The following is a 23,045-nucleotide window of genomic DNA, read 5'->3' as shown; positions in this document are numbered from 1 at the left end:
GTGTGTTGCCGGGCGGGGGGTGAGGTCACGTACATTCGGCGTCGATGCACAAGACCCTGATCGTAACCAACGACTTCCCGCCCCGCCCCGGTGGAATCCAGGCCTTCCTGCACAACATGGCGCTGCGTCTCGATCCCGAACAGATCGTGGTCTACGCCTCCACGTGGAAGCGCAGCCGCGAGGGGATCGAGGCGACCGCCGCGTTCGACGCGGAGCAGCCTTTCACGGTGGTGCGGGACAGCACCACCATGCTGCTGCCCACTCCTCGGGTCACCGCGCGGGCGACCGCGCTGCTGCGCGAGCACGACTGCGCCTCGGTGTGGTTCGGGGCGGCGGCGCCGCTCGGCCTGATGGCCCCCGCGCTGCGCAGGGCGGGCGCGCGGCGGCTCGTCGCGACGACGCACGGGCACGAGGCGGGCTGGGCACAGCTGCCGGCCGCCCGGCAGCTCCTTCGCCGCATCGGCGAGGGCACGGACACCCTCACCTACCTCGGTGAGTACACGCGCTCGCGGATCGCGACGGCGCTGACGCCGGCGGCGGCCGGGCGGATGGTGCAGCTCCCGCCGGGCGTGGACGAGAAGACCTTCCACCCGGACTCGGGCGGCGAGGCGGTACGGGAACGGCTCGGGCTCAGCGACCGCCCCGTGGTCGTGTGCGTCTCGCGACTCGTCCCGCGCAAGGGCCAGGACACCCTGATCAGGGCCATGCCGGAGATCCTGCGGCGGGTGCCGGACGCGGTGCTGCTGATCGTCGGGGGCGGCCCCTACGAGAAGGACCTGCGGGGCCTCGCGGCGACGACCGGGGTGGCCGATTCCGTACGGTTCACGGGCGCGGTGCCGTGGGAGGAGCTCCCGGCCCACTACGGTGCCGGCGACGTCTTCGCCATGCCCTGTCGCACCCGCCGCGGCGGCCTCGACGTCGAGGGCCTCGGCATCGTCTACCTGGAGGCCTCGGCCACCGGCCTTCCGGTCGTCGCCGGCGACTCCGGCGGCGCGCCGGACGCGGTCCTGGACGGCGAGACCGGCTGGGTCGTCCGCGGCGACGCCCCCGAGGAGTCCGCGGACCGCATCGCGACCCTGCTCCTCGACCCGGAACTGCGCGCCCGCATGGGCGAGCGCGGCCGCGCCTGGGTGGAGGAGCGCTGGCGCTGGGACCTGCTCGCGGAGCGCCTGAAGGACCTGCTGTAGCCCCACCGGGGGTACGCGAACGGGGCCCGCAGGCGGATCGTGCGCCTGCGGGCCCCGGTGCGCGCCGCCGTGGAGGCCGCCGCCCTACGGGCGGTAGATCGCCTCGATCTCGTCCGCGAAGTCCTTCGCCACCACGTTGCGCTTCAGCTTCAGCGACGGCGTGATGTGGCCCGCCTCCTCGGTGAACTGGGCCGGCAGGACGCGGAACTTCCGTACCGACTCCGCCTTGGACACCGCCGCGTTGCCGTCGTCCACCGCGCGCTGCACCTCGGCGAGCAGCTCCGCGTCCTCGCGCAGCGACGCCGCCGTCGAGCCCGCCGGCTTGCCGTGCTCGCTCGCCCAGCGGCCCAGGAACTCCTCGTCCAGGGTGACCAGCGCGCCCACGAACGGACGCCCGTCGCCCACCACCATGCACTCCGCGACCAGCGCGTGCGCCCTGATCCGGTCCTCGATGACCGCCGGGGCGACGTTCTTGCCGCCCGCCGTCACCAGGATCTCCTTCTTCCGGCCGGTGATGGCGAGGTAGCCGTCCTCGTCCAGCGTGCCGATGTCACCTGTGTGGAACCAGCCGTCGGCCAGCGCCTCCGCCGTCGCCGCCTCGTTCTGCCAGTAGCCCGTGAAGATGTGCTCGCCGTGCAGCAGCACCTCACCGTCGTCGGCGATCCGCACCACCGAGCCCGGCAGCGGCTGCCCGACCGTGCCGATCTTCTGGCGGTCCCACGGGTTGAACGCGGTCGCCGCGCAGGACTCCGTCAGGCCGTAGCCCTCCAGGACCGTGAAGCCGATGCCCCGGAAGAAGTGACCGAGCCGCTCACCCAGCGGCGCGCCGCCCGAGATCGCGTACTCGCCGCGCCCGCCGAGCACCGCCCGCAGCTTGGAGAAGACCAGCTTGTCGAAGACCTTGTGCTTGAGCTTCAGACCGAGCGAGGGCCCCTGCGGCGTGCCGATCGCCCGGCTGTACGCGATCGCCGTGTGCGCCGCCTTGTCGAAGATCTTGCCCTTGCCGTCCGCCTGCGCCTTCGCGCGCGCCGAGTTGTAGACCTTCTCGAAGACCCGCGGCACACCGAGGATCAGCGTCGGACGGAAGGAGGCGAGCTCGTCCGTGAGGTTCTTGATGTCCGGCACACAGCCCAGCTTGATCGGGGCCATCACCGAGGCGACCTCGACCAGACGCCCGAAGACGTGGGCGGCGGGCAGGAAGAGCAGGACCGAGCACTCACCGGTCCGGAAGAGCGGCTTCAGGCGCTCCACCACGTTGCCGCACTCCGCGAAGAAGGCGCGGTGCGTCAGCACACAGCCCTTGGGGCGGCCGGTGGTGCCCGAGGTGTAGACGATCGTCGCGGGGTCGTCGGCGTGCGCGCTCGACATCCGCTCGTCGAGCAGCTCGTCGGAGACGTCCGCGCCCGTGGCGGTGAGCCGCGCGACCGCGTCGGCCTCGATCTGCCAGACGCCCTTCAGGGCCGGCAGGTTCGCCCGTACCGACTCCACCGACTCCTGGTGGGCCGCGGACTCGACGAGGACGAGCGAGGCGCCCGAGTCGCCGAGGATCCACTGGATCTGCTCCGGCGAACTCGTCTCGTACACCGGTACGGTCACGGCGCCCGCGCTCCAGATCGCGAAGTCGAGGAGCACCCACTCGTACCGCGTTCTGGACAGCAGCGCCACCCGGTCGCCCGGCTCCACGCCGGCGGCGATCAGACCCTTCGCGGCCCCGCGGACCTCGGCGAGGAACTGCTCGGCGGTGACGTCCGTCCAGACGCCGGCCACCTTGCGCCCCATCACGGCGACATCTGGGTGCTGAGACGCGTTGCGGCGGATGAGATCCGTCAGATTGCCGTCCGAGGGGACCTCGTACAGGGCCGGAAGGCTGAACTCGCGCAAGACTGCTGCTCCTCATCGGGCGCCGGCGCCACGGCTCTGTGTGAACGCACCGGTGCGGTCCAAGATCGGGCAGGTGCTCAGTGGGGGTGAGCACAACTGGACTGCCCGGACGTTACCCATCAGTACTCGGTTCCCGATAGGGGGTCCTGGCCAGATGTTCGGTGCATCACACAGCTGTGGCGGTGCTTCGCGCACAGTAATCCACAGCTTTCCGGACTCGGAAGTAACCGCAGGTCCGACGCCCTACGCTGAACCGCATGAGGATCAACGTGGTCAGCGATGTGCACGGAAACGCCGGCGCCCTCGCCAAGGCGGGGGAGGGCGCGGACGCCCTGGTCTGCCTCGGCGACCTGGTGCTCTTCCTCGACTACGCCGACCACAGCCGCGGCATCTTCCCCGACCTCTTCGGCGTCGAGAACGCCGACCTGATCGTGGAACTGCGCACCGCGCGCCGCTTCGACGAGGCCCGTGACCTGGGACGACGGCTCTGGTCCGAGCTGCCCGTCGACCGGGACGCGGCCATCGAGTCCGCCGTGCGCCGGCAGTACGAGGAGCTGTTCGCGGCCTTCCCGACGCCGACGTACGCGACGTACGGGAACGTCGACATCCCGGCACTCTGGAGCGAGTACGCGCACCCGGGGACGACGGTCCTGGACGGAGAGCGGATCGAGCTCGGCGGGCTGGTGTTCGGCTTCGTCGGCGGCGGGCTGCGCACCCCGATGCGGACGCCGTACGAGATCTCCGACGAGGAGTACGCGGCGAAGGTGGAGGCGCTCGGCGAGGTCGACGTGTTGTGCAGTCACGTACCGCCCGACGTACCGGACCTCACCTACGACACGGTCGCGCGCCGCTTCGAGCGGGGCAGCCGCGCCCTGCTCGACGCCATCCGGCGCACCCGGCCGCGCTACGCGCTCTTCGGCCACGTCCACCAGCCGCTGGCCCGGCGGATGCGGGTAGGGGCGACGGAGTGCGTGAACGTGGGGCACTTCGCGGCGACGGGACGGCCCTGGGTGCTGGAGTGGTGACGGGGCTGCGGTGACGGCGCGATAGCCTTCGGTCGGCACGGTTCGTGCCTTGCGATTTCCATCGAGTTCTCGCCGGACCGCACAGCGGAGGAGCCACAGCGATGGCCGAACACACCAGCTCGAGCATCACCATCGAGGCAGCGCCGGCCGACGTCATGAGCGTGATCGCCGACTTCGCCCGCTACCCCGAGTGGACGGGCGAGGTGAAGGAGGCCGAGGTCCTGGAGAAGGACGCGGCCGGCCGCGCGGAGAAGGTGCGGCTGCTGCTCGACGCGGGCGCCATCAAGGACGACCACACCCTGGCGTACACCTGGACCGGCGACAACGAGGTGAGCTGGACGCTGGTCAAGTCCCAGATGCTCCGCGCCCTGGACGGCTCCTACCGGCTGGCCCCGACGGGCGGCGGCGACCGCACCGAGGTGACGTACCAGCTGACGGTGGACGTCAAGATCCCGATGCTGGGCATGATCAAGCGCAAGGCGGAGAAGGTCATCATCGACCGCGCGCTGGCGGGCCTGAAGAAGCGCGTGGAATCCGGCGCGTAATCCTTCACTCACTGCGGCATCATGCGCCCCGCGGGCGCGGATGCCCCGCCCTCACGTCGGCGCCGCCCCGCGCCCCGTGTGGGCGTTCGCCCGCTGGGCCGGTGCCCACCCTCGCGTCGGCGACACCCCACGCCCGTGTGGGCAACTGTCCCGCTGGGGCGGGACGGGTGGGCACACGGGACGGCGCCCTTGCCGGGCCCAGGCTCCCCGTGCCTGCGGTGCCCACGGGTGCGGCGCCGTCGTGGGTTGTGCCCACCCGTTCCGCCCTGCGGAACGCCTGCCCACAACCAGGTGGCGGGGTGAGGGCGGGCACCGCCCCTGTTGCGGCTGGGAGGTAACGTTCCCGGGCATGGGGATCATGCTTGTCACCGGGGTCGGTGGGGCCGGGCGGACCACTGTCGCGGCCGCTGCCGCCCTCGCCGAGGCGCGGGCCGGTCGGCGCGTGCTGCTCGTCTCCGGCGACGCCGACGACGGCCTCGGGGTGGACGTCCTCCGTCCCGCCCCCGCCGCCGACTTCCGCCGTGAGTTCCTCGCCCTCCAGGCCCGCTCCGGCGCCGCCCTCGACCTCCTCGGCGCCGCGCCCTTCGAGGACGCCGAGCTCACCGAACTCCCCGGCAGCCACCAGTTCGCCCTGCTCCGCGCCCTGCGCGACGCCGCCGCCGACGACCGGGACCTCGTCGTCGTCGACCTGCCCCCGCTGCCCGAGGCCCTCGCCCTCCTCGCCCTGCCCGAGCAGCTGCGCCGCTACCTCCGCCGCCTCCTGCCGCCCGAACGACAGGCGGCCCGCGCCCTGCGCCCCATGCTGGCCCAGCTCGCCGGTGTACCCATGCCCGCGCAATGGCTGTACGGGACGACGGCCCGCTGGGAGGCCGAGCTCGCCGCCGTCCAGGCCGTCGTCGACGCCCCCACCACCACCGTCCGGCTCGTCGTCGAGCCCGGCCCCGCCGCCACCGACGCCCTGCGCACCGCCCGCCTCGGACTCGCGCTCCACCGCCTCGCCCTCGACACCGTGGTCGCCAACAAGGTGCTCCCCGCCGATTCCCCCGACCCCTGGCTCGCCGGGCTCACCGCCCAGCAGCACGAGCACCTGGCCCGGCTCCGTACCGCCTACGACGGGGCCGTGCACGCCCTCCCGCACCTCGGCCGGGACCTGCGCGGCCCCGAGGACCTCGCCCTGCTCGCGGTCGACGCGAAACCCGCACCGGTCCCCGAGTGGACCGTCGAGGACCGCAGGGACGACGACGGCATCCTCGTCTGGCACATCCCCCTGCCCGGCGCCGTCAAGGACGAGCTCTCCCTCGTCCGCCGCGGGGACGAACTCCTCCTCGGCGTCGGCCCGTTCCGCCGCAACGTCCCGCTGCCGCCCGCCCTGCGCCGCTGCACCGTCGCCGGCGCCGGGCTCGTCGACGGCGATCTGAGGGTCCGCTTCACCCCGGACGCCGGTCTCTGGCCGAAGACCCCGTGATGCCGTGTACCGTCGACGGTATAAGCCGTAAGGAGTACGCCATGAGCGATTCGGATGCCTGGGCCAAGGCGTGCGCCGAGGACCTGGAGGCCGAGAAGGCCCGCCGTCGCGCTGCCGCCGGCGCGGAGCCCGGCTCGGCCGCCGAGGAGTTCCGCAAGCTCTTCGACGCCGTCGCCGACAAGGTCTCCACGCTGCGGAACCCGCTGATGGGCATGGCCGCCCAGAGCACCCTGCAGCAGTTCGTCACCCAGGCGAAGGCGGCCGTCGAGCCGGTCATCGAGCGCAACCCGCAGGTCTTCGACCACCTCGCCGCGGCCGGCAACGAGCTGCTGGCCGCCTACCGCTCGGCGGTCGAGGGCCACGAGACGCGCTGGACCCGGGACGAGCCCCAGGACCCGCGGCGCGACGAACCCCGCCAGGAACCCGGGCGCGACGACGAAGGCCCGGGCGGCGGGCAGCACATCGACCTGGACTGACCGGGAGGGTCGCCCCCCTCGGGTACGGTTGGGCGTAGCGGGGCTCGACCGAAAACTGAGGGACACATGGGACTCACCATCGGCGTCGACATCGGCGGCACGAAGATCGCGGCCGGCGTGGTCGACGAGGAGGGCAACATCCTCGACACGCACAAGGTGCCCACCCCGCCGACCCCCGAAGGCATCGTCGACGCGATCTGCGCCGCGGTGTCCGAGGCCGGCAAGGGTCATCAGATCGAGGCTGTGGGCATCGGTGCCGCGGGCTATGTCGACGACAAGCGCGCCACCGTCCTCTTCGCGCCGAACATCGACTGGCGGCACGAGCCGTTGAAGGACAAGGTCGAGCAGCGGGTCGGCCTGCCGGTCGTCGTCGAGAACGACGCCAACGCGGCGGCCTGGGGCGAGTACAAGTTCGGCGCCGGGCAGGGCCACGAGGACGTCATCTGCATCACGCTCGGCACCGGCCTCGGCGGCGGCATCATCATCGGCAACAAGCTGCGCCGCGGACGCTTCGGCGTCGCGGCCGAGTTCGGCCACATCCGGGTCGTCCCGGACGGCCTGCTGTGCGGCTGCGGCAGCCAGGGCTGCTGGGAGCAGTACGCCTCCGGGCGCGCGCTCGTCCGGTACGCCAAGCAGCGCGCCAACGCGACCCCGGAGAACGCCAAGATCCTCCTCGCTCTCGGCGACGGAACCCCCGGGGGCATCGAGGGCAAGCACGTCAGCGCGGCGGCCCGCCAGGGCTGCCCGGTGGCCGTGGACTCCTTCCGCGAGCTGGCCCGCTGGGCGGGCGCGGGTCTCGCGGACCTGGCGTCGCTCTTCGACCCCTCGGCCTTCATCGTGGGCGGTGGCGTCTCGGACGAAGGCGAGCTGGTGCTCGACCCGATCCGGAAGTCCTTCCGCCGCTGGCTGATCGGCGGCCAGTGGCGTCCGCACGCGCAGGTCCTCGCGGCCCAGCTCGGCGGCAAGGCCGGGCTGGTCGGCGCGGCGGACCTGGCCCGCCAGGGCTGACGCCCGCACCTCGTCCCGTACGACACGGACGTCCGCCCGTCGCGCCCTCTGGGGCCCGGCGGGCGGTTGTCGTATGTTGCTGGGCATGGCGATCACCGCGCTGCCCAACTCCCGCACCGAGGCGGACGGTTCGGCCGTCGTCCGGGTGCTCTCGTACAACGTCCGCTCGATGCGGGACGACGAGGACGCCCTCGCCCGGGTCATCCGGGCCTGCGCGCCCGACATCGTCTTCGTCCAGGAAGCACCGCGTTTCTTCCGCTGGCGCAAGCACGCGGCCCGGCTCGCCGCCAAGAGCGAGCTCGTCGTCCTCAGCGGCGGCGCGACGGCCGCCGGGCCCCTGCTGATGTGCTCGCTGAGGGCCACCGTGGAACGGACCGAGGACGTCCTCCTGCCGCTCACCCCGGGCCTCCACCGGCGCGGCTTCGCGACCGCCGTCGTACGGTTCGCGGGCGCCCGGGTCGGACTGGTCAGCTGTCATCTGAGCCTGCGGACGGACGAACGGTACGCCCAGGCCGGGATGCTCCTCGACCGGGTCGCGGCCATGGACGCCCCGCACACGATCGTGGCGGGGGACCTCAACGAACGCCCCGGCGGCCGGAGCTTCACCCGTCTGACCAAGGAGCTCCAGGACGGCTGGGCGGTCAGCCCCTGGGGCGGCGAGTACACCTCGACGCCCACCGACCCGCACCAGCGCATCGACGCGATCCTGGCGACCAAGGGCGTCGAGTTCCTGGGGTGCGGCGTCCCCACGGACCTCGACCCGGCGGACCTCGAGGCGGCGACGGACCATCTGCCCGTGCTCGCGGCCGTACGGATCCCGGCGACCTGACCGACCCGTACGGTCACCGGCGTCAGGTCGGACCGGCGTTCAGGACGGGCCGGCTCCCGGCGCACCACCGGGCCGGCTAGACCACCGCGCCGCGGCCCGGGTCGTCGAAGCCGTCATCGTCGTCGTCGTGCTTCATCCGGCCCACCAGCGTCGCGAAGCCGCCGAGGAAGCCGCCCACGCACAGCGTCGTCAGCCACCAGGTCATGTCCCACTGGAGCAGCACCATGAGCAGCATCAGCACCGGGCCGCCGAGGACGCCCAGCCACGCGAACTTCGTGGTCGCGTCGGCCTCCGGCAGCGGAGGCGGCTCCGGCGGGACGAAGTGACCCTCGTCGCCGTCCTCGCCCTTCCTGCCGGGCTTCTTCCCGCCGGTCTCGCCGGTCTCGCCGGTCTCGGCGTCCGGGTCCGCGAGCTCGTAGTCACGCGGGCCACCGCCCACGCTCACCCCGGGCGCGAAGACGACCGAGCCGCCGAGGACGGGCTTCCGGGGAGCCTCGCCCTCGGCGTCCCCTTCGTCCCCTTCGTCCTCGTCCTCCTCTTCGTCACCCTCGTCGTCGTTCCTGTCCCCGTCCCCGTCGTCACCGTCGACGGCATCGCCGTCCACGGGCTCCGGCAGCGCCAGATCCTCCACCGACCGGAAGGGTCTCGCCCCCGGAGGGTCCGCCGGCTCCTCGCCGTACCCCGCGACGATCGCCGCCCAGGCGGCCTCCTCGTCGATGGGCTGCGGCTCGCGCTCCCCGTCGTGCTGCTCAGCCACCGCTCGTGCTCCCCTTCTCCCCGACGCCTTCCGGAGCGAGCCGGCCGATGAACGCCCAGCTCTCCTCGAAGATCCGCTCCGCGTCGTGGTCCAACGTCGCCACGTGGTAGCTCTGTTCCAGCAGGATCTCCTTCACGTCCGTCGAGGAGATCCGGCTCAGGATCCGCGCCGAGTCGGCCGGCGGGACGACGTGGTCCTGCGGGCTGTGGAGCACCACCACCGGCTGCGTGACCTGGGGCAGCTGCGCGTCCACGACCCGGAAGAACTGCCGCAGCGAGTACGCCGCGTGCAGCGGCACCTTGTCGTAGCCGATCTCCGCCGCGCCCTCCTTGGCGATGTCGCTGGCGATGCCGTTCGTCGTGCGCACGAAATGGCGGACCACCGGCAGCGCGTGCGCCGCGAGGCCGTGCACCTTGTTGGCCGGGTTCACCAGAACGAGACCCTTCACCGCGTCCCCGTGCTGGGCCGCGAGCCGCAGCGACAGCGCCCCGCCCATGGACAGACCGAAGACGAAGACGTCCTCACAGGTGGCCAGCAGCTCCCGCAGAGCCCGGTCCACCTCCGCGTACCAGTCCTGCCAGCTCGTGAGCTGCATGTCCTCCCAGCGGGTGCCGTGCCCGGGCAGCAGCGGCAGCGACACCGTCAGTCCGCGCTCGGCCAGATACTCGGCCCAGGGGCGCAGCGACTGCGGGGAACCGGTGAATCCGTGACAGAGAAGGACGCCGACCTTTCCGCCCTCGTGGCGGTACGGCTCGGCTCCAGGAAGGACCGGCACCGGGGTCTCCTGTTCGTGGGTTCGACGAAGCGACGACAAGGGGAAGGACCTTCACCGTACGCGACCGGACCGACACCGACCAGGGCCGTTCGCACGAAGGCGCCCCGTACACGGCCGCACCCGCGCGGGCGGGCGCGAAAAGGCGGGATAAGGTCTGTCCGACGGCACACGGAAGGTACCCGAGTTGATCTACGGCGCAATGAAGTTCTCCATCGGAGGGTCACTGAAGCTCGCCTTCAGGCCCTGGGTGGAGGGCCTCGAGAACATTCCCGCCGAGGGGCCGGCGATCCTCGCGAGCAACCACCTGTCCTTCTCGGACTCCTTCTTCCTGCCCGCCGTCCTCGACCGCAAGGTCACCTTCATCGCCAAGGCCGAGTACTTCACCTCGCCCGGTGTGAAGGGCAAGCTCACCGCCGCCTTCTTCAAGGGCGTCGGCCAGCTCCCGGTGGACCGCTCGGGCGCCCGCGGCGCCGGCGAGGCGGCGATCAAGGCCGGTATCGAGGTCATCGAGAAGGGCGGCCTCTTCGGGATCTACCCCGAGGGCACACGCTCGCCCGACGGCCGTCTCTACCGAGGCAAGCCCGGCGGTCTCGCGCGCGTGGCCCTGGCCACCGGCGCGCCCGTCATCCCGGTCGCCATGATCGACACCGAGAAGATCCAGCCGCCCGGCAAGGTCGTCCCCAAGCTGATGCGCCCGGGGATCCGGATCGGCAAGCCGCTGGACTTCACCCGTTACCAGGGCATGGAGGGGGACCGCTTCATCCTCCGCTCGGTGACCGACGAGGTCATGTACGAGATCATGAAGCTGTCCGGCCAGGAGTACGTCGACATCTACGCGACGGCCGCCAAGCGTCAGATCGCGGACGCCGAGAAGGCCGCCAAGGAGGCCGTCAAGGCCGAGATCGCGGCACGGGAAGAGTCCGGCGCCTGACCCTCTCGCAGAGGGAGCGCCCGGGGGTGGGGGAGATGGCCAAGCGCGAGCGTGTCGTGCGGATGTCGGTCGAGCAGCCGCTGTGGCGCGCGCTCACCGCGTACCGCGTCCTGACGATGGTGTACGCGGTCCTGATCTTCGTCTTCGGCCGCGACCGCTACGAGCGGCCGTGGGTGGCCGTCGCCTTCCTCGCCGTCATGTGCGTCTGGAACCTGGCCACGTTGCCCAAGGTGGCCAACGCGGCCAGCTGCACCAGGCGTTTCCTCGTCGCCGACCTCACCGTCGCCCTGACCGGCATCCTGCTCACCCCGCTCGCGGACGAGCACGCACGGACGGTCGACGGGCCCACCCTGCCGTCGATATGGACCGCGGGTGCGGTCCTCGCGTACGCGATCAAGGGCGGCTGGCGCTGGGCGGGCTTCGCCTCCTCGCTGGTCGCCGTCGCCAATCTCGTCGAGCGCGGCAGCCCCAGCCGGGACACCCTCCACAACGTCCTGCTGGTCTGGGTGGCGTCCATCGCCATCGGCTACGTCGTCGAGGTCGCCCGCGCCTCCGAGCGGACCCTCGCCCGGGCCCTGGAGATCGAGGCCGCGACCCGGGAGCGGGAACGCCTCGCCCGGGACATCCACGACAGCGTCCTGCAGGTCCTGGCGATGGTGCAGCGGCGCGGCACGGCGCTGGGCGGCGAGGCCGCCGAGCTGGGCCGGATGGCCGGGGAGCAGGAGGTCGCCCTCCGTACCCTGGTCGCCGGCGGGATGACCCGCCCCTCCCTGGTCTCCGAGGACGAGTCCGAAGGGGCCGTGGTCCGCATCGTCGAGGAGCCGGACGAGGACAGCCCGGTCGACCTGCGGGCCCTGCTCGCCCCGCGCGCCGGGGCGAAGGTCACGCTCGCGGACCCGGGCGTCCCGGTCCTGCTGCCCTCGGCCGCCGCCCGTGAACTGGCCGCCGCCGTCGGCGCGGCCCTGGACAATGTCCGAGTGCACGCGGGCGGGACCGCCCGGGCGTGGATCCTCGTCGAGGACTGGCCGGACGAGGTCATCGTGACGGTACGGGACGACGGCCCGGGCATCCCGGAGGGGCGGCTCGCCCAGGCGGAGGGCGAAGGCCGGATGGGCGTCGCCCTGTCCATCCGGGGGAGACTGCGGGATCTGGGGGGCACGGCCGAGCTGATCTCGGTCCCGGGCCAGGGCACGGAAGTCGAACTGAAGGTCCCGCGGGACGCACGGGGGAAGGCAGGAACGAGATGAGCGAACAGCAGCCGATCGGCCGCCAGCCGATCAAGGTGATGGTCGTGGACGACCATCCGATGTGGCGGGATGCGGTCGCCCGCGACCTCGCCGAGGCGGGCTTCGACGTGGTGGCCACGGCGGGCGACGGCGAACAGGCCGTGCGCCGTGCCGGGGCGGCCGGTCCGGACGTCCTCGTCCTGGACCTGAACCTGCCCGCCAAGCCGGGCGTCCAGGTCTGCAAGGAGCTGGTCGCCGCCAACCCCCGGCTGCGGGTCCTGGTGCTCTCCGCGAGCGGCGAGCACGCCGACGTCCTGGAGGCGGTCAAGTCGGGCGCCACCGGCTATCTGCTGAAGTCCGCCAGCACGGCCGAGCTGATCGACGCGGTGCGCCGCACGGCCGTCGGCGACGCCGTCTTCACGCCCGGCCTCGCGGGCCTGGTCCTCGGCGAGTACCGCCGTCTCGCCTCCGAGCCCGCCCCGGCGACCGGCGCCGACGAGCCGAAGGCCCCGCAGCTGACCGAGCGCGAGACCGAGGTCCTGCGGCTGGTCGCCAAGGGCCTGAGCTACAAGCAGATCGCCGAGCGCCTGGTCATCTCCCACCGCACGGTGCAGAACCACGTCCAGAACACCCTCGGCAAGCTCCAGCTGCACAACCGCGTGGAGCTCGTCCGGTACGCCATCGAGCGCGGTCTCGACGACGCCTGACGGGCCCTCACACCCCTCGGCGCCCACGACAATTCACTCTCCATGCCGTGGCGGACGGGCTGCGTGATCCCACGTCCCTACTAGCGTGGGTCACGCACCCGTCCGCCCCGGAGAAGGAGAGCTCCATGCGCGTCGGCGTACTGACCGGGGGCGGCGACTGCCCCGGTCTCAACGCGGTCATCCGCGCCATCGTCCGCAAGGGCGTCCAGGAGTACGGCTACGAGTTCACCGGATTCCGCGACGGCTGGCGCGGCCCGCTGGACGGTGACGCGACGCCCCTCGACATCCCCGCCGTCCGCGGCATCCTGCCGCGCGGCGGCACCATCCTCGGCTCCTCCCGTACCGACCCGTTCGCGGCACCGGACGGGGTCCGCCGGATCAGGGAGAACCTCGCCAAGCACGAGCTCGACGGACTGATCGTCATCGGCGGCGCGGACACGCTGCGCACGGCCGCCCGGCTCGTCGACGAGTACGGCGTGCCCTGTGTCGGCGTACCCAAGACCATCGACAACGACCTCTCGGCCACCGACTGGACCTTCGGCTTCGACACCGCCGTCGGGATCGCGACCGAGGCCATCGACCGGCTGCACACGACGGCCGAGTCGCACCGGCGGGTCCTGGTCGTGGAGGTGATGGGCCGCCACACCGGCTGGGTCGCCCTCCACTCGGGCCTCGCGGGCGGTGCCAACGTCATCCTCGTCCCCGAACAGCGCTTCGACCTCGACCAGGTGTGCGCCTGGGTCACCTCCCGCTTCAAGTCCACGTACGCGCCGATAGTGGTGGTCGCCGAGGGGGCGAGGCCCCGGGACGGGGCGGCGGTGAGCGGCGTGGGCGAGTGGCTCGGCACAGAGATCGAGCGGCGGACCGGCAAGGAGGCCAGGACCACCGTCCTCGGCCATGTGCAGCGCGGCGGCACCCCGAGCGCCTTCGACCGCTGGCTCGCCACCCGCTTCGGACTGCACGCCATCGACGCGGTCCGCGACGGCGACCACGGGAAGATGGTCGCCCTGCGCGGCACCGACATCGTCCGCGTCCCGATCTCCGAGGCCACGGCGCGGCTCAAGACGGTCGATCCGGCGCTGTACGCGGAGGTGGGGGTCTTCTTCGGCTGAGCGGGGCGACGGCGTGGGTCGTATATTCGCGCATATCCGACTCATCGCTCTTCCGTACCTTTTCGAGGGGAACGCCGTGGAGATCCTGGCATTCGGCGTACAGGCCGACGAGAAGCCGCTGATCGAGAAGGCTTTCGAAGGACACCACGACGTCCGCTGCCTGGATGTGTTCCTCACCGAGGACACCGCCCCATCGCGGCCGGCCACGAGATCGTGTCCACGAGCGTCAACGCCGACCTCGGCGGACCGGTTCTCGACTACACCGCGGGGCGGCGCGGCGAGAACGTCCTGGTGCCGGCCGCGTCCTAGACCAGCACCCCCGCGAGCAGGGACGCCGTGAGCGCCGCCCCGTCCATCGTCAGCACCGACTCGGGGTGGAACTGGACGCCCGCGAAGCCCGGCCCGCGCAGGGCGTGGACCTCGTCCGTCTCCGTGTCGCGGCTCACCTCGATCCGGTGCAGGGCCAGTTCGGTGGCCGCACGGTCGTCGCAGCGGGCCGTGAAGCTGTTGTAGAAGCCGACGGTCTGCGGCTGTCCGAAGAGATCGATCCGCACCTGCGCCCCCTGGAAGGGAGTCCGCTTGCGGACGATCTCCAGGCCCAGCTCGGCCGCGATGAGCTCATGGCCGAGGCAGACGCCGAGAAGACCGTGCCGGTGATCCCGTACGAGATCGGCCGTGAGGCCGCGCAGGAAGCGCATCTTCGGGTCGGCCGCGTCCCCCGGATCGCCCGGCCCGGGGCCGAGCACCACCGGGCCGTCGTGGCCGAGCGCGAGCTCCCGCAGACCTGGCTCGTCGTAGCGGACGACCGACACCTCCAGGCCGGAGGAGCGCAGCAGGTGCGCGAGCATCGCCGTGAAGGTGTCCTCCGCGTCGATCACCAGCGCGTGGCCGGTCAGCTCGGCCGAGCGCACCTGCATCTTCAGCCAGAACGGCGCCAGGTCCGCCCGCCGGGCGTCCAGCGCCGCCCGCACGCGCGGGTCGTCCGCGAGCCGGACCGTCCGCGCGGACGTGTCGCGCGGCCGCCCCTCCCGTACCCCCAGGGCCGTCAGCACCCCCGCCGCCTTGGCATGGGTCTCGGCGACCTCGCCCGCCGGATCGGAGTGGCGCACCAGCGTCGCGCCCACCGGAACGCGCAGCCCCCCGTCCGCGGAGATGTCGGCCGTGCGGATCAGGATCGGGGAGTCCAGCGTCTGGACCCCGTTCTCGTCCGTACCGAGCAGGGCGAGCGCCCCCGCGTAGTACCCGCGGCCGCCCACCTCATGGCGCTCGATGACCCTGCAGGCGTTCTGCACGGGGGAGCCGGTGACCGTGGCCGCGAACATCGTCTCGCGCAGCACCTCCCGTACGTCGAGGGACGAACGGCCGCGCAACTCGTACTCCGTGTGGGCGAGATGCGCCATCTCCTTGAGCCGCGGACCGATCACCACCCCGCCCATGTCGCCGACCGTGCACATCATCTTCAGCTCCTCGTCGACCACCATGGAGAGCTCCTCGGTCTCCTTGCGGTCGGCGAGGAAGGCCAGCAGGTCCTCGGGGGTCGGCGCCGCGCCGGAGGGGTAGCGGTAGGTGCCGCTGATCGGGTTCATCACGACCGTCCCGCCGGACATCCGGACGTGCACCTCGGGACTCGCCCCGACCAGCGTGCGGTCCCCGGTGTGGACGACGAAGGTCCAGTACGCGCCCCGCTCGCCCGCGAGGAGACGGCGGAACAGCGCGAGGGCGTCGGCGCGTCCGAAGCCCGGGATCTCGCCGGTGTAGGTGCGGCGGATGACGAAGTTGGCGCCCTCGCCGGAGCCGATCTCCTCGTCGATGACCCGCCGCACGGTCTCGGCGTACGCCTCGTCCGACACGTCGAAGCCGCCGCCCTCGACCGGGACGGCGTGCGTCGGGAGCTGCGCGAGCGCGTCCGCGAGCGGCAGCTCGTACGCCTCCTCGGCGACGAGCACGGAGAGCGGGGTGCCGTCATCGCGGACGTCGAAACCGCGCTCGCGGATCTGCCGGAACGGCACGAGGGCGAGCGTCGGCAGTGGGCCGACGGGCAGCTCGGCGAGCCGCTCGGCCTCGTGGACTGCCCCGATCAGCACCTCGACGGTGTCGTGATCGCGGCCCGGCGTGCGCCTGCGGAGCAGGGCGAAGGGCGGGCAGGAGGGGTCCAGGAGACGGGAGAGGTCCATGGTGCGTGTTCCTTCCGGGTGAGGGAGAGGAACGGCCCGAAACGGGAGAAGGCCGCCCCTCGGGGCGGCCTTCGCGTGTCGTCGGTGTACGCGCAGTCAGTGGGCCGCCGGATGAGCGGTCCACCACCAGTTCTGGGTCGTCTGCGCGAACATGCGAGCACCTTAGCCCAGCCGGACACGGAAACGGGGCCCGGTCCGCACCGTGGACGGTGCGAGCCGGGCCCCGCTTCAGGGGTCGACAGGATCGATTCTCCGGATCAGAAGATCGAGTTGTAGATCCCCCAGCCGGGGCCCATCTTGATGCGCTGCCCGATCGGCGACGTGGCGCTGCCCGTGCCGGGGTACAGCCACGCGACGCCGTAGGTGTCCCGGGCCATCAGGTCGACCTTGCCGTCACCGGTCAGGTCGCTCGGAGCGAGGATGACGTTGTGCATGTTCCAGCCGGTGCCGACCTGGATCCGGCTGGTGTACGGCGCGGCGGCGTTGCCGGTGCCCTTGTGCATCCACAGGACGCCGGTCTTCTCGCGGCCCAGGATGTCGGGCTTGCCGTCACCGGTCAGATCGCCGGCGCCGAGGATGATGCTGTAGCCCTGCCAGCCCGTGCCGAGCTTCGTGCGGGTGGTGAACGGCACGGAGGGGTTGCCGGTGCCCTGGTACAGGTAGATCGTGCCCGACTTCTCGCGCGCGAGAAGGTCGGCGTTGCCGTCGCCGGTCAGATCACGCATACCGACGATCTGGTCGTAGATCGACCAGCCGGTACTTACCTTGACCCGTCCCTTGAACGGCGCGGACGGGTTGCCGCTGCCCTGGTGGTAGTAGAGCGTGTCGCCTTCGCGGCCCACCACGTCCCCGGTGCCGTCGGCACGCAGCGCGGTCATCGGGGTGATCACGTTGTAGCCGTGCCAGCCGCTGCCGACGCGGTAGCGGTTCAGGAACTGCCACGACGCGCTGCCGGTGCCCTGGTACTGCCAGATGACGCCGGAGCTGTCACGGGCGATGACGTTGTACCGGTTGGTGGCGGAGACCGGGGCCGCGCCGGCGACCACGTCCACCTCGGACGCCTTCACCCAGGCGATGCGGTGGTTGAACCGAATCGGGATGAACTGGTTCGTCGTGCCCTTGACCAGGGTGCGCGAGCCCGGGCCTGTCCCGTCGAAGGTACCGCCGTAGTAGTAGTCACCGGCGACGGTCGCGCCACCCTGGACGTACTTCTGGCCCGACAGCAGGAGGCTGCTGTACTTCGTCAGCGACTCCTGGCCTCGGGTCTGCACCGGCACGTTCGTGCCCGCGTAGGCCGCGTCCTCGGGGTAGGTACGGCCGTAGACCTTGACGGAGGTCAGGCCGGCCTTCGGCGTCACCGCCGTCAAGGTGCCGCTGCCGACCGGGACGGTCCACTGGCCGCCGGGGTTGTAGAACCAGGCCTTCTTGCCGCCGTACCAGATCGCCGTCCAGTTGTACTGGCTCTCGACGACGACGTACTCGCCGCCCGCGACCAGCTTGTTCGCCCAGTTCGAACCCTCCGACCAGGTGGCCGAGAAGTACGGGTCGGTGAGGGTGGACGAGCTCGTCGACGGCGAGGTGTAGAGGTAGCCGAAGTTCGACGGCCGAGGCGCGACCGAGGCACCGCCGTACGTCAGGGTCGGCTGGTTGGCCGTGGTGAACGGCGGGACGTAGCGGACGATCTGGCCCGCCTTGAGCAGCCCGCCCGCGCCGCCGACACCCGTCGGAGCGCCCAGCAGGGCCATGTAGTGGTTCCAGTCCCAGTACGGGCCCGGGTCCCAGTGCTGCGTGCGGACCTTCTCGTCGAGCACGCCGGGAATCTCGTCGTGGCCGATGATGTGCTGGCGGTCCAGCGGGATGGAGTACTTGGTCGCCAGGTGCTTCACGAGCGCGGCGGAGGACTCGTACTGCGGCTCTGTGTACCAGGAGCCGGTCTTGATGGCGTAACCCTCGTGCTCGATGCCGATCGAGTGCATGTTGAGGGTCTTGTTGCCGGCGTGCCAGGCCTCGTTCTTGTTCTCGACCATCTGGGTGACCAGACCGTCGGAGGCACGGATCAGGTAGTGCGCGCTCGCGTACGACGCCGGGTTCTTGAAGACGGAGAGGGAGCCGTCGTAGCCGCCCTCCGTGTCGTGGATGGCGATGTAGCGGATGTCATAGCCGCCCTCGGGGCGGTTGGCGACGTTGTAGTTGCCGTAGTCCGTCGGGTCGGTCGTGCTGTTCTGCCGGAACCCCGCCGGAATGAAGTTGCAGTTCAGGCCCACCGGGCAGTCGGCCGTCGCCGTCGCCGTCGTCGTCGCGAAGGTCGCGGCGAGCGGGACGTTCGACGGCTTCACGGGCTCGACCGAGGGGTCGGCGGGCAGGACGACCTGCTCGCCGTCCGTGGTGAGCTCCCGCTCACCCGTCTTGATCGACTCGAAGACGCGCTTGGCGAAGAGGTCGGCGCCCTTCTTGTCGGGCGACTGGCTGTAGCGCGCGACGGCCGGGTACCACTGGCCCGGGTCGTCCGGCAGGTCGCCGGTCGCCTGCTTCTGGTACTCGGCGAGCAGGGCGGCACCGGCGCGGATGCTCTCCGCGGTGTTGTCCTTCAGCGACTCGGCGGAGCTGTCGACCAGCTCGGCGGCCTTGTCCAGGGTGTGCAGCCGGGGATCGTCGGTGTCGACGGTCTCCTTCGGCGTGGTGCGGAGAGCCTTGGCCGCGTCGAAGTGCTTCTCGACGTTCGGGTCACCGCTCCGGTTCATGTGCTCGAGGCGGTGCTCGTCGGCCTCGGCCTCCACGTCCTCGGGGTCGACGTCCGTCAACCCCATGACGTTGTACGCACCGGTCACACTCGGCTCGCCGTCGTGCGACTCCCACCGCGTCTGCCGGTACGAGACCGCCATCAACACGCTCTGCGGCACGTCGAACTCGTCCGCCGCCTGGGCGAACTGCGACTGCAGCGACACGTTCGCGGTGTTCTTGTCGTCCGCGGCGCCCAGGAGTCCGGGCGACGCCACGGCGATCGTGCCGATCGTCGCGGTCGCCACGACGGCCGCCGCCGCGCCGTACAGCAGCCGTTTCTTCTTCAGATCCCTGCGGTGCCCTTGGCTCACGCCCACCCCTGTGATTTGTTTCTGTATCAATGTTTGAAACGCGCGTGAGGGTAACATCACCTCGGCCCCTCCACCGCCCCCGCGGACATTTCGGTCACCGTCTCAGCCACTGGTCGCGTCCCTGGACTGGTCGCCGGACCCCGTAATGTGGTGGTTGTGACCGTGAACGCTAAGACCACCGCTACCGGTGGCAACACCTGGCGAGACCTTCCCGCGGCGCAGCAGCCCGAGTACCCCGATGCCGAGGCTCTGCGCGATGTGATCGCGGACCTCGAGTCGTATCCGCCGCTCGTCTTCGCGGGCGAGTGCGATCAGCTGCGCGCCCGCATGGGAGCCGTCGCCCGTGGCGAGGCGTTCCTGCTCCAGGGCGGCGACTGCGCCGAGGCCTTCGACGCCGTGTCCGCCGACCACATCCGTGCCAAGCTCAAGACGCTGCTCCAGATGAGCGCCGTCCTGACGTACGCGGCCTCCGTGCCCGTCGTCAAGGTCGGCCGCATCGCGGGGCAGTACTCCAAGCCCCGCTCCAAGGGGACCGAGACCCGCGACGGCGTGACCCTGCCCACGTACCGCGGCGACTCGGTCAACGGCTTCGACTTCAACGAGAAGGCCCGCATCCCGGACCCCGAGCGCCTGAAGCGGATGTACAACGCCTCCGCCTCCACGCTCAACCTGGTGCGCGCCTTCACCACCGGCGGCTACGCCGACCTGCGCCAGGTGCACGCCTGGAACCAGGACTTCGTGAAGTCGTCCCCCTCCGGGCAGCGCTACGAGCAGCTGGCGCGCGAGATCGACAACGCGCTGAACTTCATGAAGGCCTGTGGCACCGACCCGGCCGAGTTCCGTGCCGTGGAGTTCTACGCCTCCCACGAGGCGCTGCTCCTCGACTACGAGGGCGCCCTCACCCGTACCGACTCGCGCACCGGCAAGCTGTACGACACCTCCGGCCACATGGTCTGGATCGGTGAGCGCACCCGCCAGCTCGACCACGCCCACATCGAGTTCGCCTCGCAGATCGCGAACCCGATCGGCATCAAGCTGGGCCCGACGACCTCGGTCGACGAGGCGCTGACGTACATCGACCGCCTGGACCCGGACCGCGAGCCCGGCCGGCTGACCTTCATCGTCCGCATGGGCGCCGACAAGGTCCGGGACAAGCTCCCGGAGCTGGTCGAGAAGGTCACCGCCTCCGGCGCGACCGTCGCCTGGGTCACCGACCCGATGCACGGCAACACCTTCGAGGCGGCCTCCGGTCACAAGACCCGGCGCTTCGACGACGTGCTCGACGAGGTCAAGGGCTTCTTCGAGGTCCACAAGGGCCTCGGTACGCACCCGGGCGGCATCCACGTCGAGCTCACCGGTGACGACGTCACCGAGTGCGTGGGCGGCGGTGACGAGATCTTCGTCGACGACCTGCACCAGCGCTACGAGACGGCCTGCGACCCGCGGCTCAACCGCAGCCAGTCGCTGGACCTGGCGTTCCTGGTGGCGGAGCTCTACCGCGACTAGCGGACGCGATCAGTACGTAGCTTCGTACGGCTGTGGGGCGCGGATCCATGTGATCCGCGCCCCACAGTCATTTCCAGGGCTTTACACCTGGTAGGCGCCGGGTAAGGTTAGGTTAGCCTTATCGATCTCGGCGGGAGGTGAACCGCGTGTACGTATGCTCGTGCTTCGGCGTGACGGAGAAGCAGGTCAAGGAGCACGCTGACGCGGGCGCCTGCACGCCTCGCCAGATCGCCTCGGCCTGCAAGGCCGGAACCGACTGCGGATCGTGCGTACGGCGCATCCAGGCCATCCTCGGGCGTGGCAACTGCCCGCGACGGGAGCTGCTCGACCAGGGGATGCCCGCGCTGGCCTCGGCCCCGGATGAGCTTTCCGAGGCCGCGTAGGCCGCGTAGCCGGAGCGTGCCGAAGGAGCCGGAGGCTAGCTCGGCTGCTCGATCAGCGTCGACAGGTACAGCGCCTCGCCGAGGTTCTCGATCAGGTCCAGCTGCGTGTCGAGGTAGTCGATGTGGTGCTCCTCGTCGGCAAGGATCTCCTCGAAGAGGTTCGCCGAGGTGATGTCGCCCTTGGCGCGCATGACCTCGATGCCACGCTTGAGGCGGTCGATCGCCTCCACCTCCACCTGGCGGTCCGCCTCGAACATCTCCTTGACCGTCTGGCCGACCCGCACATGGAAGAGCCGCTGGTAGTTGGGCAGACCGTCCAGCATCAGGATGCGTTCGGTGAGCTTGTCCGCGTGCTTCATCTCATCGATGGACTCTTCGCGGGTGTACTTGGCGAGCTTGGTCCAACCCTTGTTGTCCTGGATGCGGTAGTGCAGCCAGTACTGGTTGATGGCCGTGAGCTCGCCGGTCAGCTGCTCGTTGAGGAACTCGAGGACCTCGGGGTCGCCCTGCATCGCAGAGGCTCCTTCCACGCATGTCGTTGTCGTGACTGGGCAGGATGGCCGCATCCTTGCACCACGGGTGGGGGGCGTCCAGTAAGTGCAGGCTTAGTGGGAGTTGCCCTGATCCGCGCCGGATGCGAGGTTGGCTGGTCATGACCACCCCTCGCCGTCTGTCACCATGGATGACATGGGTCAGCCGGAGAGCGGGGTACACCGGGAAGCAGGGCAGTCGGATCTTCCGCCGGGGCAGCGGCTGCAGCGCGGCTGGCCGGTCACCCACTACGGCCCGGTCCCCAAGTTCAAGCCCGACCGCTGGGAGTTCCGGGTCTTCGGGGCGACGGCGGACGGCGACAAGCGGTGCTGGAACCACGAGGAGTTCTCGGCGCTCCCGTTCTCGACGGTCGTGGCCGATCTGCACTGCGTCACGAAATTCAGCATGCTCGGGGCCGAATGGGGTGGGGTGCCCGCCCGGACGATCCTTGAGCTCGCCCCGCCGGCCGCCGGCGTCACGCACGTGATGGTCTGGGCCGAGTACGGCTTCAGCGCCAACATGCGGCTCGCCGACTTCGCCTCCGAGCACACGATCTTCGCCACCCACAAGGACGGCGAGCTGCTCACCGCCGAGCACGGCTTCCCGCTGCGCCTCATCGTCCCCCATCTGTACGCCTGGAAGGGGCCCAAGTGGGTCCGGGGCGTGGAGTACATGACCGCCGATCGCCGCGGCTTCTGGGAGGAGCGCGGCTATCACAACATCGGCGATCCGTGGACGGAGCAGCGGTACTCGTACCAGGAGGAGCCGGGAGACGGCCCGGAGCTATGACCGTCCCGCCCAGGCTCAGTGGTGGTACTGGTGGACCACCGCGTGGCCCTTGCCGCGGCCGATCATCCACTTGTTGACCGGGGTGGTGACCACGAAGGCGACGAGGAAGGCGACCGCGAGGGCGCCCCAGAAAAGGCCGTCCGTCAGGTGCGCGTCCATCGCTCCCGGGATCATCAGCAGCATGCCGTTGTCGACGACCTCCATGACGGTGATGGAGAGGGTGTCGGCGGCGAGCGCGACGCCGATGGCAGCCTTCAGGGCGAGGCCGGCGCGGACGACCGCCCAGAGGGTCAGCGAGTAGCCGAAGAAGAAGGCCAGGACGATGGCGAGCGCCATCGTGGGGGCGTTGCCCCAGCCCAGCGCGGTACCGATGATCATGCCCAGGACCTCGCCGATGGCGCATCCGGTGAGGCAGTGCAGCGTCGCCTTCATCGCCATGGACCAGCTGACCTTGCCCGGGGCGTGCCCGTGGTGGTGCGCGTGCTGGTCGGCGTGGTCAGTGTGCTGGGCGTGGTCGGCGTGGTGTTCGGGGGAGTGCTCGCCGGGGTGGTGGTGAGGCGTGTGCGCTTCGTGCTGCATGGGAGCCCCCAACGTCGGTCGCGGTTCCTGCTACACCAGAACCGTATACCCCCTGGGGGTATTACTC

22 protein-coding genes and 1 pseudogene are annotated in these 23,045 nt (G+C 71.0%); 15 read left to right on the top strand and 8 right to left on the bottom strand.

The annotated features are described in order from the left end of the window. The first annotated feature begins 44 nt into the window (after positions 1-44). Positions 45-1,187 carry a glycosyltransferase family 4 protein gene (locus ACFYV5_RS26605; protein WP_389172491.1) on the top strand — a complete coding sequence of 381 codons (1,143 nt, stop codon included), beginning with the start codon at positions 45-47 and terminating at the stop codon, positions 1,185-1,187. An 84-nt stretch (positions 1,188-1,271) separates the two neighbouring features. Here ACFYV5_RS26605 and ACFYV5_RS26600 read toward each other — a convergent pair whose 3' ends face one another. Then, positions 1,272-3,068 carry an AMP-dependent synthetase/ligase gene (locus tag ACFYV5_RS26600; RefSeq protein ID WP_389172489.1) on the bottom strand — a complete coding sequence of 599 codons (1,797 nt, stop codon included), beginning with the start codon at positions 3,066-3,068 and terminating at the stop codon, positions 1,272-1,274. A gap of 257 nt (positions 3,069-3,325) precedes the next feature. Between ACFYV5_RS26600 and ACFYV5_RS26595 the strand changes: the two genes are divergently transcribed. The 6 genes from ACFYV5_RS26595 (at position 3,326) to ACFYV5_RS26570 (ending at position 8,416) form a co-directional block, all read left to right on the top strand. Beyond that, positions 3,326-4,093, top strand: a complete 768-nt coding sequence (locus ACFYV5_RS26595; RefSeq protein ID WP_355109190.1) for a metallophosphoesterase — start codon at positions 3,326-3,328, stop codon at positions 4,091-4,093. A 101-nt stretch (positions 4,094-4,194) separates the two neighbouring features. Next, the gene (locus tag ACFYV5_RS26590) at positions 4,195-4,638 is read left to right on the top strand and encodes an SRPBCC family protein (RefSeq protein ID WP_355109192.1); all 444 of its coding nucleotides are present in this window, start codon (positions 4,195-4,197) and stop codon (positions 4,636-4,638) included. A 349-nt stretch (positions 4,639-4,987) separates the two neighbouring features. Beyond that, the gene (locus ACFYV5_RS26585) at positions 4,988-6,103 is read left to right on the top strand and encodes an ArsA-related P-loop ATPase (protein ID WP_389172486.1); all 1,116 of its coding nucleotides are present in this window, start codon (positions 4,988-4,990) and stop codon (positions 6,101-6,103) included. A 41-nt stretch (positions 6,104-6,144) separates the two neighbouring features. Then, positions 6,145-6,579 (top strand): DUF5304 domain-containing protein, encoded by a 435-nt coding sequence (locus ACFYV5_RS26580; RefSeq protein WP_389172484.1) that lies wholly within the window; start codon positions 6,145-6,147, stop codon positions 6,577-6,579. A gap of 66 nt (positions 6,580-6,645) precedes the next feature. After that, positions 6,646-7,587 (top strand): ROK family glucokinase, encoded by a 942-nt coding sequence (locus tag ACFYV5_RS26575; protein WP_355109198.1) that lies wholly within the window; start codon positions 6,646-6,648, stop codon positions 7,585-7,587. 85 nt (positions 7,588-7,672) lie between these two features. Beyond that, positions 7,673-8,416 (top strand): endonuclease/exonuclease/phosphatase family protein, encoded by a 744-nt coding sequence (locus tag ACFYV5_RS26570; protein ID WP_389172482.1) that lies wholly within the window; start codon positions 7,673-7,675, stop codon positions 8,414-8,416. A 76-nt stretch (positions 8,417-8,492) separates the two neighbouring features. Here the strand turns inward: ACFYV5_RS26570 and ACFYV5_RS26565 are convergent, their stop codons facing one another. Both ACFYV5_RS26565 and ACFYV5_RS26560 read right to left on the bottom strand, forming a co-directional pair. After that, positions 8,493-9,173 (bottom strand): hypothetical protein, encoded by a 681-nt coding sequence (locus tag ACFYV5_RS26565; protein WP_389172480.1) that lies wholly within the window; start codon positions 9,171-9,173, stop codon positions 8,493-8,495. Beyond that, positions 9,166-9,948 (bottom strand): alpha/beta fold hydrolase, encoded by a 783-nt coding sequence (locus ACFYV5_RS26560; RefSeq protein ID WP_355109204.1) that lies wholly within the window; start codon positions 9,946-9,948, stop codon positions 9,166-9,168. The genes ACFYV5_RS26565 and ACFYV5_RS26560 overlap by 8 nt, the downstream gene beginning before the upstream one ends. Positions 9,949-10,147: 199 nt before the next feature. Between ACFYV5_RS26560 and ACFYV5_RS26555 the strand changes: the two genes are divergently transcribed. From ACFYV5_RS26555 to ACFYV5_RS26535, 5 genes and pseudogenes are all read left to right on the top strand, one after another. Further along, a complete protein-coding gene (locus ACFYV5_RS26555) occupies positions 10,148-10,879 on the top strand; it encodes a 1-acyl-sn-glycerol-3-phosphate acyltransferase (protein ID WP_024755589.1) in 732 nt (243 codons plus the stop codon). A gap of 35 nt (positions 10,880-10,914) precedes the next feature. Further along, positions 10,915-12,126 carry a MacS family sensor histidine kinase gene (macS, locus tag ACFYV5_RS26550; protein ID WP_389172477.1) on the top strand — a complete coding sequence of 404 codons (1,212 nt, stop codon included), beginning with the start codon at positions 10,915-10,917 and terminating at the stop codon, positions 12,124-12,126. Beyond that, on the top strand, positions 12,123-12,812 hold the full coding sequence (locus ACFYV5_RS26545) for a response regulator (protein WP_389172475.1): 690 nt from the start codon (positions 12,123-12,125) through the stop codon (positions 12,810-12,812). Before macS ends, ACFYV5_RS26545 begins: the two co-directional genes overlap by 4 nt. Positions 12,813-12,937: 125 nt before the next feature. After that, positions 12,938-13,924 (top strand): ATP-dependent 6-phosphofructokinase, encoded by a 987-nt coding sequence (locus tag ACFYV5_RS26540; protein WP_389172473.1) that lies wholly within the window; start codon positions 12,938-12,940, stop codon positions 13,922-13,924. A 76-nt stretch (positions 13,925-14,000) separates the two neighbouring features. Beyond that, positions 14,001-14,191 (top strand): annotated as a pseudogene (locus ACFYV5_RS26535) (2-hydroxyacid dehydrogenase); the annotation flags it as partial. 38 nt (positions 14,192-14,229) lie between these two features. Here the strand turns inward: ACFYV5_RS26535 and ACFYV5_RS26530 are convergent. The 3 genes from ACFYV5_RS26530 to ACFYV5_RS26520 form a co-directional block, all read right to left on the bottom strand. Beyond that, positions 14,230-16,098: an anthranilate synthase family protein gene (locus tag ACFYV5_RS26530; RefSeq protein WP_389172471.1), complete on the bottom strand. Its 1,869-nt coding sequence runs from the start codon at positions 16,096-16,098 to the stop codon at positions 14,230-14,232. A 96-nt stretch (positions 16,099-16,194) separates the two neighbouring features. Then, positions 16,195-16,251: a trp operon leader peptide gene (locus ACFYV5_RS26525; protein WP_078513512.1), complete on the bottom strand. Its 57-nt coding sequence runs from the start codon at positions 16,249-16,251 to the stop codon at positions 16,195-16,197. Positions 16,252-16,355: 104 nt separating this feature from the next. Next, positions 16,356-19,190, bottom strand: coding sequence for an N-acetylmuramoyl-L-alanine amidase (locus ACFYV5_RS26520; protein ID WP_389172469.1), 2,835 nt, complete (start codon positions 19,188-19,190; stop codon positions 16,356-16,358). Positions 19,191-19,346: 156 nt separating this feature from the next. Between ACFYV5_RS26520 and ACFYV5_RS26515 the strand changes: the two genes are divergently transcribed. Together ACFYV5_RS26515 and ACFYV5_RS26510 are read left to right on the top strand one after the other, a co-directional pair. Further along, on the top strand, positions 19,347-20,696 hold the full coding sequence (locus ACFYV5_RS26515; protein WP_389172467.1) for a class II 3-deoxy-7-phosphoheptulonate synthase: 1,350 nt from the start codon (positions 19,347-19,349) through the stop codon (positions 20,694-20,696). Between the two features lie 137 nt (positions 20,697-20,833). Beyond that, positions 20,834-21,079 carry a (2Fe-2S)-binding protein gene (locus ACFYV5_RS26510; RefSeq protein WP_355109220.1) on the top strand — a complete coding sequence of 82 codons (246 nt, stop codon included), beginning with the start codon at positions 20,834-20,836 and terminating at the stop codon, positions 21,077-21,079. A 35-nt stretch (positions 21,080-21,114) separates the two neighbouring features. On the opposite strand, the gene bfr is transcribed toward ACFYV5_RS26510, so the two are convergent. Continuing rightward, a complete protein-coding gene (gene bfr / locus ACFYV5_RS26505; protein ID WP_355109222.1) occupies positions 21,115-21,591 on the bottom strand; it encodes a bacterioferritin in 477 nt (158 codons plus the stop codon). 175 nt (positions 21,592-21,766) lie between these two features. On the opposite strand from bfr, the gene ACFYV5_RS26500 reads away from it, so the two are divergent. Further along, positions 21,767-22,399 (top strand): sulfite oxidase-like oxidoreductase, encoded by a 633-nt coding sequence (locus ACFYV5_RS26500; protein WP_355109224.1) that lies wholly within the window; start codon positions 21,767-21,769, stop codon positions 22,397-22,399. A gap of 15 nt (positions 22,400-22,414) precedes the next feature. Here the strand turns inward: ACFYV5_RS26500 and ACFYV5_RS26495 are convergent, their stop codons facing one another. Beyond that, entirely contained in the window at positions 22,415-22,978 is a 564-nt protein-coding gene (locus ACFYV5_RS26495) for a DUF4396 domain-containing protein (protein ID WP_389172464.1), read from the bottom strand. Positions 22,979-23,045 lie beyond the last annotated feature (67 nt).

The sequence above is a fragment of the Streptomyces sp. NPDC003035 genome (assembly GCF_042888285.1).
Taxonomy (GTDB): Bacteria; Actinomycetota; Actinomycetes; order Streptomycetales; family Streptomycetaceae; genus Streptomyces.
This window is presented reverse-complemented; position numbering and strand designations above follow the sequence as displayed.